The organism is Chryseobacterium ureilyticum, from assembly GCF_900156735.1.
GTDB lineage: Bacteria > Bacteroidota > Bacteroidia > Flavobacteriales > Weeksellaceae > Chryseobacterium > Chryseobacterium ureilyticum.
Genome location: NZ_FTOL01000003.1, coordinates 412,317 through 428,108 on the forward strand (window position 1 = coordinate 412,317; position 15,792 = coordinate 428,108).

15 protein-coding genes are annotated in these 15,792 nt (G+C 36.0%); 2 read left to right on the plus strand and 13 right to left on the minus strand.

The window, feature by feature from the left end; all coding sequences use genetic code 11:
- Positions 1–65 precede the first annotated feature (65 nt).
- The 5 genes from BW983_RS11630 to BW983_RS11650 all read right to left on the minus strand — a co-directional run bounded on the left by BW983_RS11630 (position 66) and on the right by BW983_RS11650 (position 3,630).
- Positions 66–536: a DUF6702 family protein gene (locus BW983_RS11630; RefSeq protein ID WP_228394029.1), complete on the minus strand. Its 471-nt coding sequence runs from the start codon at positions 534–536 to the stop codon at positions 66–68.
- Positions 537–594: 58 nt separating this feature from the next.
- Positions 595–1,347, minus strand: coding sequence for an LOG family protein (locus BW983_RS11635; protein ID WP_076552105.1), 753 nt, complete (start codon positions 1,345–1,347; stop codon positions 595–597).
- Positions 1,348–1,356: 9 nt separating this feature from the next.
- Positions 1,357–2,070 carry a nucleotidyltransferase family protein gene (locus tag BW983_RS11640; protein WP_076552106.1) on the minus strand — a complete coding sequence of 238 codons (714 nt, stop codon included), beginning with the start codon at positions 2,068–2,070 and terminating at the stop codon, positions 1,357–1,359.
- Positions 2,071–2,141: 71 nt separating this feature from the next.
- The gene (locus BW983_RS11645; protein ID WP_084184451.1) at positions 2,142–2,558 is read right to left on the minus strand and encodes a RapZ C-terminal domain-containing protein; all 417 of its coding nucleotides are present in this window, start codon (positions 2,556–2,558) and stop codon (positions 2,142–2,144) included.
- A gap of 52 nt (positions 2,559–2,610) precedes the next feature.
- Positions 2,611–3,630: an aminoglycoside phosphotransferase family protein gene (locus BW983_RS11650; protein ID WP_076552108.1), complete on the minus strand. Its 1,020-nt coding sequence runs from the start codon at positions 3,628–3,630 to the stop codon at positions 2,611–2,613.
- 246 nt (positions 3,631–3,876) lie between these two features.
- Between BW983_RS11650 and xrtF the strand changes: the two genes are divergently transcribed.
- Positions 3,877–4,407: an exosortase family protein XrtF gene (xrtF, locus tag BW983_RS11655; RefSeq protein WP_076552109.1), complete on the plus strand. Its 531-nt coding sequence runs from the start codon at positions 3,877–3,879 to the stop codon at positions 4,405–4,407.
- On the plus strand, positions 4,394–4,837 hold the full coding sequence (locus BW983_RS11660; protein ID WP_076552110.1) for an exosortase F system-associated membrane protein: 444 nt from the start codon (positions 4,394–4,396) through the stop codon (positions 4,835–4,837). Before xrtF ends, BW983_RS11660 begins: the two co-directional genes overlap by 14 nt.
- Positions 4,838–4,850: 13 nt before the next feature.
- On the opposite strand, the gene BW983_RS11665 is transcribed toward BW983_RS11660, so the two are convergent.
- From BW983_RS11665 to BW983_RS11700, 8 genes are all read right to left on the minus strand, one after another.
- Positions 4,851–5,849, minus strand: a complete 999-nt coding sequence (locus BW983_RS11665) for a cation diffusion facilitator family transporter (RefSeq protein WP_076552111.1) — start codon at positions 5,847–5,849, stop codon at positions 4,851–4,853.
- Between the two features lie 57 nt (positions 5,850–5,906).
- Positions 5,907–6,896, minus strand: a complete 990-nt coding sequence (locus tag BW983_RS11670) for an aspartate-semialdehyde dehydrogenase (RefSeq protein WP_076552112.1) — start codon at positions 6,894–6,896, stop codon at positions 5,907–5,909.
- A 67-nt stretch (positions 6,897–6,963) separates the two neighbouring features.
- Positions 6,964–7,395 carry a hypothetical protein gene (locus tag BW983_RS11675; protein ID WP_076552113.1) on the minus strand — a complete coding sequence of 144 codons (432 nt, stop codon included), beginning with the start codon at positions 7,393–7,395 and terminating at the stop codon, positions 6,964–6,966.
- Positions 7,396–7,479: 84 nt separating this feature from the next.
- A complete protein-coding gene (locus tag BW983_RS11680; protein ID WP_076552114.1) occupies positions 7,480–10,050 on the minus strand; it encodes a TonB-dependent receptor in 2,571 nt (856 codons plus the stop codon).
- A gap of 208 nt (positions 10,051–10,258) precedes the next feature.
- Entirely contained in the window at positions 10,259–11,119 is an 861-nt protein-coding gene (nadC, locus tag BW983_RS11685; protein ID WP_076552115.1) for a carboxylating nicotinate-nucleotide diphosphorylase, read from the minus strand.
- A gap of 12 nt (positions 11,120–11,131) precedes the next feature.
- The gene (gene nadB / locus BW983_RS11690; protein ID WP_076552116.1) at positions 11,132–12,703 is read right to left on the minus strand and encodes an L-aspartate oxidase; all 1,572 of its coding nucleotides are present in this window, start codon (positions 12,701–12,703) and stop codon (positions 11,132–11,134) included.
- A gap of 31 nt (positions 12,704–12,734) precedes the next feature.
- A complete protein-coding gene (locus BW983_RS11695; RefSeq protein ID WP_076552117.1) occupies positions 12,735–13,361 on the minus strand; it encodes an NAD(P)H-dependent oxidoreductase in 627 nt (208 codons plus the stop codon).
- A 121-nt stretch (positions 13,362–13,482) separates the two neighbouring features.
- Positions 13,483–15,744, minus strand: coding sequence for a T9SS type B sorting domain-containing protein (locus tag BW983_RS11700; protein WP_076552118.1), 2,262 nt, complete (start codon positions 15,742–15,744; stop codon positions 13,483–13,485).
- Between the last annotated feature and the right edge of the window lie 48 nt (positions 15,745–15,792).

Below are 15,792 nucleotides of genomic sequence, written 5' to 3' on the forward strand. Positions count from 1 at the left end.
GGAGACTCTTAAAAAACAAAAAAACCACCGCTAAAGCAGTGGTTTTATATTACAAAATTATTTGATTAAAAAGAAACTTCATTCACTTCTTTTCCTCTTTGGAAGTTCATCGTTTTCTGGCTGCCTTTATAGGCAATATTAACCAGGTTGATTTGCTTCGGAAAAGCGCTTAAAAGGATCGTATTTTTTATCTTTAAGGTATTGATATCCGAAACCCCTCCGGTCTCAAAATATACCCATACAGTTTCTCCGCTTATCTGACTGCCGGTGAAGGTAATTGTTTTGGGAGCACCATTCACAAATACATCAAAGTTATTATTCACGTATTTTTTCACCTCTGCTTCAAATCCGGCTGTGTTCGGATTGATCTTAATTGCATCAGAGATATGGCTTGTATTCATTTTTGTGGTAAACTTCAATGTCTTGCTTCCATCAATATAATCCACCTTGGTCATTGAAGAGAAAAAGTCTACATACATAAAACTCATTAACACAAAAAATGTTAAAATTCCTGATATATATAAAAGTTTTTTCATCTTAATTAATAGATTTACAATCATACTTGTTAGTTATAGGTCACAAATAATATGCCAATTAAAAATTTACATTCACAGAATACTTATCATAAAAAGCCTTAATGTGTGCTACCGCCTCATCTGCAGTGTCTACCACTCTGTAAAGATCTAAATCATCTTCTGCAATCATACCCTCTTTTAACAGAGTAGCCTTGAACCAATCTAATAATCCACCCCAAAATTCGCTTCCTACCAATACAATCGGGAACTTACCAATCTTGTTGGTTTGAATAAGAGTCATTGCTTCAGTCAATTCGTCCAAAGTACCAAAACCTCCGGGCATTACTACAAAACCTTGAGAATACTTCACAAACATTACTTTTCTCACGAAAAAGTAATCAAAGTTCATAGAATAAGACTTATTGATATATGGATTAAAATGTTGCTCAAATGGAAGATCAATATTAAGCCCGATCGATTTACCCTTAGCATTGAAAGCACCTTTATTCCCAGCTTCCATGATCCCTGGTCCCCCTCCGGTAATGATTCCAAAACCTAATTTGGTGATTTTTTCAGCGATTTCAACAGCCATTTCGTAGTACTTATTCTCTGGTTTCAGACGTGCTGAACCGAAAATGGATACACATGGACCTATCTTGGCAAGTTTTTCATACCCATCCACAAATTCAGCCATGATCTTAAAGACCATCCAGCTGTCTTTGGTGATTGTTTCATCCCATGTTTTTTGTCTGAAGCTATTGTGTAGCTTTGTTTCATTAATGTCAAATTCCGGATTTACTAAACTTTCATCCCTAGTTCCATCAATTTCCATTTGCAAAAATTATTTAAAATGTTTTTCGGCTTCTATTACAGATTCCGGTCTTCCGACATCTATCAGAATACTGTCATGTACATAACCGTGAATATGCTCGGTTTGCATTAAATCCAGATATTCTTCCATAACAGAAAATTTGCCTTTTCTTTTTATTTTTTCAAAGATGACAGGATTGATGCAGTGAACACCACTAAAGGCAAGTGCTTTAAACCCTTTATTGAATTCCGCAAGCCTTTGTTCTCCTGTTTGTACATTCAGCCAACCCCTTAAAACCATATCATCATTGAAAAGAAGTTTTCTCGAACTTTCACGGTCCGAAACTGCTAAAGTAGCAAAATCTTTTATCTTTTTATGATATTCTACCAATGCATTGATGTTTATATTGGTTAATATATCAGCATTCATGATTAAAAAATCTTCTCCGTGATCAAGAAATTTTCTAGCAAAAATTAAGCCGCCTCCGGTTTCCAGCAGTTCGTTCGTTTCGTCGGAGATTTCAATTTTACAACCGAATTGATCATTTTTATTTAAAAAATCAACAATCTGATCCCCAAAGTGATGGATGTTGATCACAAAATCCTTTATACCAAAACTTTTAAGATAATTGATATTTCTTTCCAAAAGAGGAATACCATTTACCTTTGCCAAAGCTTTAGGATGGTGATTTGTAAATGGCTTAAGCCTGGTGCCTTTTCCGGCTGCGAAAATAAGAGCCTTCATATCGTATGAATAATGAGTGATAAGCAATAAGTAATGTAGCTGGTAATAAGTATAATCTTACCTTTTGCTTATTACGGATTGCTAATGTTCAGTTGTGGTTGTTCGTCGTGGTGAATGGTTACTTCTGTTCCGTTCGGATATTTTTCCTTGATGAATTCGGCAATTTTTATCGCAGAATATACAGATCTGTGTTGTCCGCCGGTACATCCGAAGTTGATTTGAAGATTTTCAAATCCTCTTGCCAGGTAATCCTCAATATTGATGGATACAAGAGATTTTATTAGTTCTAAAAATTTTGGCATTTCAGTTTTTGTTTCAAGATACTCTTGAACGCCAATATCATTACCGGTTTGACTCTTGTATTCTTCGATTCTTCCCGGGTTTAAGATTCCTCTGCAATCAAAAGCAAAGCCGCCTCCGTTTCCTGAATCATCTTTTGGAATTCCTCCTTTCTTGTACGAAAAACTGTGTATGTCTATGTGTAACATTTTCTTTTTTATTTTGGTTTTAAACTATTAAGGTATTTTATATTAAAGCATCTTAATGGTTCAATATTCGCTCAATTTTTATTTTAGTTTCCTTTAATTTTAATTGCTGAATGACTTTTGTGAGTTCAGGGTAGTTGTTCATCTCATTCCAAGAAGATGCAAATTGGGTGATGTTTTGGATTCCTTGTTCAAGGCTTGCCATAAAGTGTTGCTTCCTTTGGATCAGCCCTCTGAAGCCATACGCTCCCAATACCTGAAGGAATCTCATCATTTGAATTGGTCTAACCGAGTTTTTTAGTTGATGTTGGACTTCTTGGTTTTCAAACAATTGAATGTAGAAGTTTAACATTTCATTTTTAAAATCTTCAGGGAAATTTGCTTTTGCTTGAAATAAAAATGAAATGACATCATACATCAAAGGTCCTTTCATTGCAGACTGGTAATCAATAAATGAGACTTCGTCTTTTTCATTTACCATTATATTTCTTGCCTGAAAATCACGAATCATGATTCCTTTGGGTTCAAGATTTTCAACCAGTTCAGCTATTTTTTTAAACTCTTTCAGTAGAGTAGATTTGTTGTATTCAAGTTCAAGAACGTCTGCAACAAAGTTTTTAAAATAATAAAGGTCATGAATGATTGGAAGTTCATCATAACTTTCATATTCAAATGTTTTGGTGAAGTCGATTTTCCCTTGAGTCGCCATTTGTAGCTTGAAAAGTTTTTCCAGAGTTTGCTGTACCAATGCTTTCACTCCAGGTGATAGACTTTCTGCGGTAATGATTTCGGAAAGTGTCTTTTTACCCAAAAATTCCTGTACATACATTTTTCTGTCATCTGAAATGGCAAGAATAGCAGGTGTATTGAGGTTTAAATCTGAAAAAACATTAGAATAATATAGGAAGCTTTCGTTTTCCGGAATATTTTCATTGTAAGTGATGATGTACTTTTCAGAATCAGTTTCGGACAGGAAATTTACTCTCGCCGAACCACTTTGAGCCAGTGTGATGAATTCAGTGGATTTTTTCCCCAAGCGGTTTTCAAAAAATCGTTTTGCGTTTTCGGAAGTCATAATATGAAAACAAATATACTAATTTAACATGAGTTGGAAATAGAGAGTTAATTTTGTTTTAGATTGGATAGAAATAGTAAGGAATGTGATGCTTAAATAAATATATTCATCAATTTTATGAAATAAATTTCGGTAATTTATCACTCAGTAGTGGCTTTTTATAGGATTAATTCCTTTGATAGAAAGGTATTTGAACTTTCTCACTTCGGGTTCAGGATATTACATTCGAATTTTTATCTTTGTACTATGCTAAAGGACTTTAAGCCGGTGTTAGGTATTTTACTTCGTTTCATCATTATTTATTTGGTGTTGCTTTTTGCGTATCAATTTTATCTGAATGGAAGCAAGGATTTCGGACTGGATCCTTTTTCAAGGGTTATAGCGAATCAGGTAAATGCTGTACAGAATGTGTTGAATTATCCATCAGCGCTTTATGATGATGCCAAGAATGAGCAGGTTTGGTTTTACGTAAAAGAACAATATGTAACGAGAATGGTGGAAGGATGCAATGCAATTTCTGTAATGATATTGTTTGTCTCTTTTATTTTTGCATTTTATAAGGGACCAAAAACCTTTGTTTTTGTAGGGGCAAGCTTGGTTATACTTTATATCATGAACCTTTTGAGAATTGTAGGGTTGAATGTCGTGATGGCTGAGTACAAGGAATACGGAAAAATGTTTCATGATTTTGTGTTTCCGGCTGCAATCTATGGAAGTGTTGTCGTACTTTGGCTGATATGGATTAAATTTTTTGCTTTAAAACATGAAAGTGCTTAACTGGATTTTAATTATTTCAGGAATTTGTGGTCTGATAGGAGTAAGAGGATTGGAGGAAACTCTTTTTTATGATCCCTTTCTTGGATATTTTCATGAAGCTAATAAAAATATTGAATTCCCATCTTTTGAATGGGGGGAACTTATTCTGGGACATCTTTTCAGATTTGCTCTGAATTTGTTTTTTTCCTGTCTGATTATTCAAGGGATTTTTAAGAATAAACAATGGACAATGCAGGGAGCGGTGATGATGATGATCGTTTTTGCTATTGCCTTGCCTATTTATTTTTACTGTATCTATGATCAATTCGGAATAGGGTATCTTTTCTCATTTTATATGAGAAGGTTTGTGATTCAGCCTTTGATTATTCTGCTGATCATTCCGATGTTTTATTATAGAAAACAGATGATGAGTAAGAACAAAGAGAACTAAATTGTTTTTTTAGTTATTCTACAGTATGTTTGTCCACACTGGTCACATTTTCAGGAGTCCATTCCACTCTTTTTACAAAATCTTTCTCACGAACAGGGCAGTCTTTAATCTGACATACAGAACATGAAATAGGTTTGCAGTCATCCATATGGAAATTGAATTCAATGCTACGTTTGATATTTTTGGCAAGAAGAATGATTACTTTTTCCATTTCGCTGTGGGCGTCTCGAAGGTCGTAATACCAGGGAAGGGTAATGTGAGCATCTATATGAAGTGAAGCCCCGAATTGTTGGATTTTCATATTGTGCACATCAATCCATTCTATTTGTCTGTTTTCTTCAAGGATTCTGATGACCTGATTTAAAATTTCCGGGTCTTGCTCATCCATAATTCCGCTTAATGATTTACGAACGATCTTATAGCCTACAAAGATGATATAAAGCCCAAAAACTAATGCTACAACAGAATCCAGCCAATAGATCTTTGTAAAATATACGACCACTAAACTCGCCACTACACCAAGTGTTGTAATAGTATCAGATTGAAGATGTTTTCCAGAAGATATAAGTACCAGAGAGTTTTCCTTTTCTCCTTTTTTAATAGAGATATATCCTAAAAGGTAATTGATGACAGCAGTAGCTGCAATGATCCAGATTCCCAGATCAATTTTGCTCAGGGTTTTTCCTACGATAAGACTGTGTATGCCTTCATAGATGATCATAAGTCCAGCAATGGCAATCAAAGCCCCTTCAATACCTGAAGTGACGAATTCTACTTTACCATGACCGTACGGATGGTCTTCATCTTTAGGTTTGGCTGCAAGATGGAGTGAATAAAGCCCCATAAATGCGCTGATAACATTTACAATACTTTCCATTGCATCAGAAAATACAGCATCGGAATTGGTAAGTTTCCAGGCGATGATTTTTCCAACGAAAAGAATGACTCCGAAAGCAGCAATGATCTTTTGGAATCCTATTTTGTCTTTGTGGGTATTCTTCTGGGTATTCATACTATGTTTGATAAAAAAAAGAATCTCAATTCTGAGACTCTTTTTTATTTTGTTAGTTTATACTAAGTTGTTTGCTACAAGGTATTCTGCGATTTGTACAGCGTTGGTTGCGGCTCCTTTCCTTAGGTTATCTGCTACAATCCAGAGATTAAGCGTTTTCGGCTGCGAAAGGTCTCGTCTTATTCTTCCTACGAAAACTTCGTCTTTTCCTTCAGAATACAGAGGCATCGGGTAGTGGTTGTTTTTAACGTCATCCATTACTACAACTCCTGGTGTTTCTGATAAGATTTTTCTTACTTCATCCAGTTCGAATTCATTTTCAAATTCGATGTTTACACTTTCTGAATGACCTCCCTGTACCGGAACTCTTACCGCTGTTGCTGTTAAATTGAATGTATCATCACCCAAGATTTTCTTAGGTTCTTTCATTAGTTTAATTTCTTCTTTAGTATAATCATCATCAGCGAATACATCACAATGAGGTAATGCATTTTTGAAGATCTGATATGGATATACTTTTTCAGTTTCATTTCCGCTGATTTCACCATTCAACTGGTCTACAGCAGCTTTTCCTGTACCTGTTACAGACTGATAAGTAGAAACAACTACTCTTTTTAAATCATATTTTTTGTTCAAAGGTCCTAGAACCATTACCAACTGAATGGTAGAACAATTCGGATTTGCAATGATCTTGTCTTCTTTAGTCAATACATCTGCATTGATTTCAGGAACAACCAATTTTTTGTCTGGGTCCATTCTCCATGCTGAAGAGTTATCGATTACCGTTACTCCTGCTTCTGCAAATAGAGGTGCAAATTCAAGAGATGTAGAACCGCCTGCAGAGAAAATCGCAATATCCGGTTTGGCAGCTATAGCGTCTTTCATGCTTACGATCGTAAATTCCTTCTGTTTATACTTCACCTTTTTACCTACAGATTTTTCGGATGCTACCGGAATTAATTCTGTTACAGGGAAGTTTCTCTCCTCCAAAACTTTAAGCATAACTTGTCCAACCATTCCTGTTGAACCTACTACAGCTACTTTCATTGATTTAATTAAAAATTTAAGATTAAACTATTTATAAATTATAACGCATATAATTTCTTTGTCTGTTTTAAGCTCCAAAGACTCTTGTCCAAGGGAACGCGAATGCAAATAAACCTACAGCAATCAATCCCATGATCACAACTCCTATAGAGATGGTATCGTTTGATTTTACTTTTTTGTTAACGATCGTCATTAATACTGCTGCAATAAGCATAGAGAATGGATGTTCAACATATTGGAATCTCAAAGCTGCATTTTTCATTACTTCACCCATATTTAATCCTTTTGTGAAAGTAGTAACCAACATAATGATTCCTAATAAGAATTGAACGTGGAAGAAGATCATTGTGAAAAGGGTAGTTTTCTTTAAAAACTTGTTTACTTTTCCGCTGAAACCGAACATGGTAGCTAAAAGTGCAATGATAAATAATGTCACTAAAAGAATTTCAAGATACCCGAATCCTTTGTGGGCATTAAGCAAAATGTTGTAAAAATCCATAATCCTATTTTTTTGTACACAAAGATAACAAAAATCCCGGCTCAAAGCCGGGATTCATATTTATAAAATCTAATATTGTGATAATTAGAAGTTGAATGATAGAGTAGCAGTCCAAGTTCTACCGAATCCGAAGAATACCTGGTTAGTCTGGCTAACTCCTTTATAATTACCTGCTGCTTGGTAAGCTGCATATTCTTTAGCAAGACCTGCAACAGTTCCACCTTTGATTTCAGCATATTCCTGAGCTGAAAGGTTAGCGTGAGTATTTGTATTTGATTCAGCAATGTATGTTGTATCAAATAAGTTATAAACGTTACCTCTGATTGTGAAATACTGTTTGCTGTTTAGGTTGATTCTATATGATAGACCTAGATCAAACAGGTTGTAGCTTGGTAATTCTAGTGTTCCTTTTTGAGCTGCAGCTTGAGTTCTGAAGTTGAAAGCATCTAAGCTAGCGTATAGGTTGTTAGTATTTCTCCAAGTAGCATCAAAGCTTAGGTTTCTAACAGGTTTTACTGTTACTCCTAAAGCAGCTGTCATCTGTGCAGCATCACCTACTTTTACTTTATCTAAGTATAATGTAGCTTCATTACTTGTACTTCCTGGGAAGTTAAGAGGTTGGTTTGTACTGTCTTCAAAAAGAGTTGCATTAGCATTTCCTTTATAGTACCAGTCTCCTAGAGAGAACATACCATTGATGGTTAATATCTTATTAAGAGTATAGTTAGCATCTACTTCTACTCCCATGTGAACCTCATTCAGTCCGTTCATTTCTACATAAGCCGTTTTACCTGCAACAACATCTCTTAGGTTAGATTTTCTAAGGTATCTATCATCCCAAGTTGTTCTGTATACGTTAACGTTAGCATTGAAGTTTGCAGATCTGAATCCATATCCTAATTCTACACCGAAGATTTTTTCATTCGTAAGATCCGGAGATACAATGTTTTCGTTACTTCTGTATACTGCATTGAAGAATGGTTGTTTCTCATAGTATCCAACATTTCCGAAAACGTTGTGTTGCTCGTTGATGTTATAGTTAACACCTGCTTTAACGTTGTATCCGAAAAGATTTTTGAAACCAGTTTTAGTATTCATGATTTCTCCTCTCTTAGAAGTTGAAACTCCGTCAATAATGAAGTTGTCAATTCTTTGGAATCCTTGGTTAGATACTGATCCTTGAATAAATGCAGAGATCTTATCGTTAGTATATTCGAACTGTCCGAAAGCTCCGTACCAAAGTACTTCACCATCGTTACTATATCCGATTCTATTGCTCATCGGATCAATTTTCCCTCCAAATGGGTTCCAGCTAGCTTCTGGTTTAGATACTGCTGTTACCAAGTTAGGTGGAATATTTTTGTTGTTTTTATCAATATATCCGCTTGCTCCTAATAAATCAGTTGCTACCTGATAGTGGTATCCATAGTAATATCTTGCATCAACACCCGCAGAGAACTTGAAGTTATCATTGATAGTGTGGTTGAAGCTTGAAATTAAACCAAACCAGTTGTGTGAATTGATAGATGCATTTCTAATAAGTACTCCTTTATCTGGTGTAGAAGCTTGGTTAGCTGCAAATACATTATCAAAATTATATAATCCAGTATTCTGATCTCTGAAAGTACTTAAGCTCTTTCCGTTAGCAGAACCGGTAGTGTTTGTTCCCCCACCTCTACCAAAAGAACCATACAATACAGTGTTAAGTTTTGACTTCTCACTCATTGTCCAGTCCCAGTTTAATGACATTACTGGCTTATGGTAATAGTTTACTCTTGCAGAATATTGTCTTCCGTTCAGATAACCCCAGTCTGAGTTATATTTTCTGTCCGGAGTTCCATCATGATCAGGATTGTATTTTATATAATCGGAAATAGCGATTGCGTATGATCTTTGGTTGTGCCATTGTGGAGCTCCAGTAATTGTAAACTGAAAATCATGGTTACCTCCTGGCTTTTTGTATCCTACTGCGAAATAGTAGTTGTATCCTTCAAATTTAGTTCCGTCTGCGTACATAGAACCTGCAGTTCTAGACATTAAGAATGAAGAAGACCATCCTTTTTCAGATTTTCCTGTATTGTAAGCGAAAAGAGATTTTACATAGTCATTGTTACCAACTCCTAGAGAAACTACTCCGCCTTGCTTTTTGTCAGCTGCTCTTGTAATAATATTTACAGTACCACCCACAGAAGCGATTGCTAATTTGGATGATCCAAGACCTCTTTGTACCTGCATTGCAGAGGTTACATCAGATAATCCTGCCCAGTTTGACCAGTAAACTGATCCTCCTTCCATATCGTTTACAGGCATACCGTTTACCATTACGGCAATATTGTTCTGGCTAAATCCTCTAATATTCAGTTTAGAGTCACCAAAACCACCTCCACTTTTAGTAGCATAAACGGATGGTGTTGTGTTTAGGATCTCAGGGAATTCCTGGTTACCTAATCTTTCAACAATTTGTGCTTCTTTAATCGTTGAAACTGCTACTGGAGTTTTTCTATCTTTAGCGATATCTGCAACACCAGTTAATACAACTTGTTCAATATCATTGGACTTAATTTTTGTAGAGTCCTGAACTTGTTGAGCATAATAGACACTAGCTGTAGATAAAGTAATTACTGCAGTTAGCATCGATTTGTTGATTAATTTCATAATCGTTAGTAATAATTAGATTTAATTTTCTGCAAAATTCGCAAAATTAAATTTAACTATTATTAACTCAATGTTAATTTTTAATCAGTCTTAATAATATCAAGTGCTTGATTCTCAATATTGTAAATAAAAATTGAATTTTTGTATGAAAAAAGTCATGTTATTGAATTTTTAATAAAATAGGGGTGTTTTTGTTAAAAATACAACGCTATTTCACTGCTTTGAGACTCAAATCAATATTCTCAGCCGAGTGTGTAAGGGCGCCTACAGAGATATATGTGACCCCTGTGGTCGCAATTTCTTTAATCATATCACGGGTAATTCCACCTGATGCTTCGGACTCACATGAACCATTGATCATCTTTACAGCCTGCTTCATTGTTTTAACATCCATGTTATCAAGCATAATTCTATCAACTTTTGCATTGATTGCTTCCTGAACTTCTTCCAGATTTCTTGTTTCAACCTCGATTTTTAACTTTTTCTTGGTCTTTTTAACATATTCCTTTGCCATTTTTACGGCATTCGTAATGCTTCCGTTGTAATCAATATGATTATCTTTAAGCATGATCATATCATAAAGACCATATCTGTGATTGGTTCCGCCACCTATAGCGACTGCCCACTTTTCACATATTCTGAAATTCGGAGTTGTTTTTCTTGTGTCTAAAAGTTTGGTTTTTGTTCCTACCAATCTTGAATCCCATTCGTGAGTAAGAGTGGCAATCCCGCTCATTCTTTGCATACAGTTAAGAACAAGCCTTTCTGTAGAAAGTATAGATCTTGCACTTCCGGTTACTATAAAAGCGATGTCACCAACTTTTGCTGCCTCACCATCTTTGATAAATGTTTCAACCTTTAGATTTTTGTCAAAGGTTTTGAAAATGATCTCAGCCAATTCTACTCCAGCCAGGATACAATCATGTTTTACCAAGAGTTTTGCACTTTGCTCCAGCTCTTTTGGTATTGTAGAAAGAGTAGAGTGATCTCCATCCTGAATATCTTCTTCTAAGGCATTATTTATAAAAGTTTTTAATGCTTTATCGGTAACGTAACTTGGTTTTTTCATTATAGTATGTTTTTAGGCTAGATCTTTATTATAAAATGCCCCTTTATTTTCTGTCATTTCCATAGATTGGGTAATGATTAGGAGAGCAACGGTAGTTAGGTTTCTTAATTCTGATAATTGTGGCGAAAGAATTGAGTAGTGGTAGATTTCATTTACAGCTGCGGCAATTTCCTGGTGTTTTTGCAATGCCATATTTAGACGCCTGTTGCTTCTTACAATTCCTACAAGGTCACTCATCATTTCCTGAAGCTGTTTTCTAAGATAGCTGATGATTACCATTTCATCCATGATTTTCATTCCTTCTTCATTCCATTCTGGAACGGCTTTAAGGTCATCGAAGTTGAAATTATTTTCATTTAATAGGTTGACAGTTTTCATAGCGGCATTATGCCCGAATACCAATCCTTCAAGAAGAGAGTTTGAGGCAAGTCTGTTAGCTCCATGCAAACCGGAATTGGTGCATTCTCCTACAGCAAAAAGGTTTCTGATAGAAGACTGTCCGTCTCTGTCTACTTCAATTCCTCCCATAAGATAATGACATGCCGGAACAACCGGGATTAATTGAGTGAAAGGATCAATTCCTTCATCCTTACATTTTTTATAGATGTTGGGGAAGTGTTCTAAAAATCGCTCCTGATTCATTTCGCGGCAATCCAGACCTACATATTCATCTCCTGAAATTTTCATTTCATTATCGATGGCTCTGGCTACAATATCTCTTGAAGCAAGTTCTTCACGCTCATCATATTTTTGCATGAATTTTTCGCCTCTTTTGGTTCTCAGTTTTGCTCCGTCACCTCTTACAGCTTCAGAAATAAGGAAAAGCATTCCGTCAATCTTGTTATATAAAGCGGTAGGGTGGAACTGGTAATACTGCATATTGGAAACCTTTCCTTTTGCACGTGCTACGAAAGCAATTCCGTCTCCGGTAGCAATAGTAGGATTGGTAGTGTTTTTATAGACATGTCCGGCACCTCCTGTAGCGACCAGTGTTATTTTAGAGGTAATTTTTTTTATTGTTTTGGATTTCTCATCCAGAATATAAGCGCCATAACAGTGTATATCCCCTTCATTAAGCTCTTTTCCGGGAACGTGGTGCTGAGTAATGATATCAATTACATAATGATGATCAAGGATTTCAATATTGGGGCTGCTATTGGCAGTCTCAAGTAATGCTCTTTCGATTTCGAATCCAGTGATATCTTTATGATGAACGATTCTGTTTTCGGTATGACCTCCTTCTCTTCCCAAGGCAAATTTGCCATTCTTCATATCGAACTGAGCACCCCATTCTACAATTTCATTGAATCTTGCTGGGGCTTCTTTCACAACCATTTCCACGACATCGCGTTTGTTTTCCCCATCTCCGGCACGCATGGTGTCGTCAATGTGCTTTTCAAAGTTATCTTTCTGAAAATCTGTGACTACTGCAAGCCCGCCTTGTGCATACTTGGTGTTGCTTTCATCCTCATCAGATTTGGTTACAATAATGATTTTGGCATCAGGGAGCTGTTCAGAAACTTTAATGGCATAGGAAAGTCCGGAAATGCCGGAACCAATTACTAATACATCCGCTTTTATCATATGCTGGCTTTAGGTACAATCGTTTGAAATATTAAATAAATTTAAACAATTTTTCGTTTGGTTTTCTTACTTTTTTCATGTATTGGAAGTGGTCTTCCTCAGAACGGTAGCCTAAAGCGAGGGTAACGGTTACTTTTTCTGTTTCGGGATTTATATTAAGAATCTCTTCTATAAGATCCTGGCGAAAGCCTTCCATGGGGCATGAGTCTATACTTTCAATAGCTGCAGCATACATAAGGTTTGCCAATACTATATAGGACTGTTTTTCTGCCCAGTTGAAAATCTCAGCCTGTGTTTTTTGATTAATATGTTGACTGATACTATTTTTGAATGGGTCAAGTTGCTCAAGAGGAGTCTGCCTTACCTCAGAAATATGGTTGAAATATCCACGGATATAGCTTTCTTCAATGTTTTTCTTTGAAATAATAACAACAAGATGAGAGCAGGTGGAAATTTGTGATGGATTATAAAAAGCAGGAATTAATTTCTGTTTCATTTCCTCACTTTCTACAATTGTGATTTTATAAGGCTGAAGTCCCAATGAACTTGCAGACAACTTTCCTGACTCAAGAATGTTGTGAAGTGTTTCCTGAGGAATGATCTGATTGTTAAATTTTTTTACAGAGTATCTTCTGCTTAAAGCCTCCAAATAGTTCATAGGACAAATTTAAGAATTGAATATGAATAAAGCGTCTTTTAAATGAAATATATCCTCCCAATGAATACAAAAAATCACTCCGAATAACGGAGTGATCTTTATAATATGAATGAGTGTGTAATTAATCTCTGTTTTTAACAATTATCCAGCCTGAGAATTTTACAGGGGTGCTGTTTTTATTGTTTTCATTCCATGAAACGGAGTACCAGTAATTTCCGGTAGGAACTCTTCTTCCGTTTGCTGTTCCGTCCCATCTGTATTTATTGTCTTTATTTGCCTGATAGATCTGAACACCGTATCTGTCATAGATATTCACCTCAAGACCTTTCTTGACAGCTAATGCAGAATAATCAATCGAATCATTGATGCCATCATCATTAGGGGTAATTACATTAACAAGATTAGGTACGGTAATATTGACTTCAATAGGCTGGCAGTTGTAATTGTCTTTTACATATATCTTTGCTTCGCCTCTTACTACATTGGTGAAGGTATTGGAATCCTGCCAAAGAACATTATCTATTGAGTATTGATAAGGTGGTGTTCCTCCTTTTACATATACAGTAACAGTGCTTCCTGAAATATCAATACTTGAAACTACAGGGTTTTCTGATGCGTAAACGGTAACGGTTTGTACTACAGAACATTCTCTGGTTTTTAATTTTACCCAATAAGTTCCAACGCCTACATTGGTGATTTTCTGAGTTGTTGCACCAGTACTCCATTCATAAGCGTTGAATCCTGGTCCGGCATCTAATGTTGTTTTGCTTTCCATGCAGATTATTTTATCCTTCAAAATTGGAGAGTAAGTTGGAGGAATTACTGTTAAAGTAATTTTAGCGATAGAATAACAACCTGTTGAATTGCTGGTAACTTTTACATATACTACCCCACTAGGTGCGATGTAAGTGGTGAAATTTGATATTTCGTTGGTTCCGTCAATGGCGTCGGTTAAAGATGGATAATATTTTTTTGTAGTTCCAGTCATTAAAGTAACGCTCACTGAGGAGAGATTGAAAAGAGCAGTGGAGGAGTTGGTTTCTATAAAACAAGATGATATTGGGACATTGTTTACAGTAACTTCAGGGTGAAGTTTTAATGTAACTTTTGCAGTACTTACACATCCTTGGGCGGTGGTCACTTTTACATATATTGTTGCCGGACCTGATGCGTAGCTGAAAGGATTGGTGATTTGGTTTGTTCCTGCGTTCAAGTCATATAATGTTGGATAGAATTCTTTTGTTGTCCCTGTTAATGTAGTCACATTAGCAGCGTCGAGATCAAAGGTGGCTGTTCCTGCATTGTTGTTATTACATCCTGTAAGAGTTGCATCAGTTGCAGCAAATGGAGTAGGAGTAAGCTGTATAACTCCATCGCCATTATCACACAGGGTAGAGGTAGGATCTTTGATGACAACCTTTATGGTTGTATTTCCTGTGTATTGGAAACTTGAAGGGGTAGCAATAGGAACAGGATCTCCTAATACATAATATGTGAAAATATAGTTCCCAGGATTATTTACGAATTGTGAATTATAAGAGGTTAGGTCTACGGTACCATGTCCTGTAGCCGGATTTGTACATACGAACGGACTGATAGTGTTGTTTAAAATAGGGACTTTGTCTACGAATACCTTTGCGTTTTTAATCGAATGTCTTGCGCTGGCGCCCCCCGTAGCAGCTGAAAATCCAAAATATCCCTGTGTCATTCCTGCAGCATTACCGGAAGGAGCAAATGATTGGTCAACGATAAGAGTACCGTCTATTTTGATCTTAATAATCCAGTTGGTGGGATTGCTGAGGTCTGTTTCTCCGTTCACTTCTACGTGTCTGTAAGTATTTCCTACAAAAAGAATGGTAGCATTGAGATCCGGAGAGTGGAATGTGCTTCCAGCAGTATTGTTAAACTCAATATTGTTCCCTGCAGTATTATTTGTACCATATAAAAGATGTACTTTACTCATCTGACCTTCGGTGGTATTGTTGAAGATATCAAACCCTACCATAAGCCCGGAAGCATTAGCAGGAATACCTAATCCACCTCCTGATACGAATCCTGTAGGAGGATTAGCAAGGTACCAGAATGTGAAACCGTCTCCTCTTCCAAATTGAGTGGTTCCGTTTCCGTCAATTCTAAAGTCGAATTCTACTTTCCACTTATCACAATAGCTCAAAGTAATAGGGGTGGATAATTTAATAGCTCCATATCGGCTAGTCTGATCAGTAGTAAGCCTGATGAAATCATTGTCTACAACAGCATCTGAAACAAGATCCCAACCTGTTGTATTTACAGGATTTCCTGCAAGTTGGTAGGTTTGCGAAAATGATTTTCCAGGAAGGCATAATAAAATTGCCAATAAAAAAAAGAGTATATTTTTTTTCATAGAGGAAAAGTTATGAGTTGTTAGTTGTTATGAATGGTTAAATTGTAA

Bases quoted from the DNA above. Each gene is read 5' to 3' on its own strand.
- BW983_RS11630 (WP_228394029.1), bottom strand. From the start codon at position 536: ATGAAAAAACTTTTATATATATCAGGAATTTTAACATTTTTTGTGTTA.
- BW983_RS11635 (WP_076552105.1), bottom strand. From the start codon at position 1,347: ATGGAAATTGATGGAACTAGGGATGAAAGTTTAGTAAATCCGGAATTT.
- BW983_RS11640 (WP_076552106.1), bottom strand. From the start codon at position 2,070: ATGAAGGCTCTTATTTTCGCAGCCGGAAAAGGCACCAGGCTTAAGCCA.
- BW983_RS11645 (WP_084184451.1), bottom strand. From the start codon at position 2,558: ATGTTACACATAGACATACACAGTTTTTCGTACAAGAAAGGAGGAATT.
- BW983_RS11650 (WP_076552108.1), bottom strand. From the start codon at position 3,630: ATGACTTCCGAAAACGCAAAACGATTTTTTGAAAACCGCTTGGGGAAA.
- xrtF (WP_076552109.1), top strand. From the start codon at position 3,877: ATGCTAAAGGACTTTAAGCCGGTGTTAGGTATTTTACTTCGTTTCATC.
- BW983_RS11660 (WP_076552110.1), top strand. From the start codon at position 4,394: ATGAAAGTGCTTAACTGGATTTTAATTATTTCAGGAATTTGTGGTCTG.
- BW983_RS11665 (WP_076552111.1), bottom strand. From the start codon at position 5,849: ATGAATACCCAGAAGAATACCCACAAAGACAAAATAGGATTCCAAAAG.
- BW983_RS11670 (WP_076552112.1), bottom strand. From the start codon at position 6,896: ATGAAAGTAGCTGTAGTAGGTTCAACAGGAATGGTTGGACAAGTTATG.
- BW983_RS11675 (WP_076552113.1), bottom strand. From the start codon at position 7,395: ATGGATTTTTACAACATTTTGCTTAATGCCCACAAAGGATTCGGGTAT.
- BW983_RS11680 (WP_076552114.1), bottom strand. From the start codon at position 10,050: ATGAAATTAATCAACAAATCGATGCTAACTGCAGTAATTACTTTATCT.
- nadC (WP_076552115.1), bottom strand. From the start codon at position 11,119: ATGAAAAAACCAAGTTACGTTACCGATAAAGCATTAAAAACTTTTATA.
- nadB (WP_076552116.1), bottom strand. From the start codon at position 12,703: ATGATAAAAGCGGATGTATTAGTAATTGGTTCCGGCATTTCCGGACTT.
- BW983_RS11695 (WP_076552117.1), bottom strand. From the start codon at position 13,361: ATGAACTATTTGGAGGCTTTAAGCAGAAGATACTCTGTAAAAAAATTT.
- BW983_RS11700 (WP_076552118.1), bottom strand. From the start codon at position 15,744: ATGAAAAAAAATATACTCTTTTTTTTATTGGCAATTTTATTATGCCTT.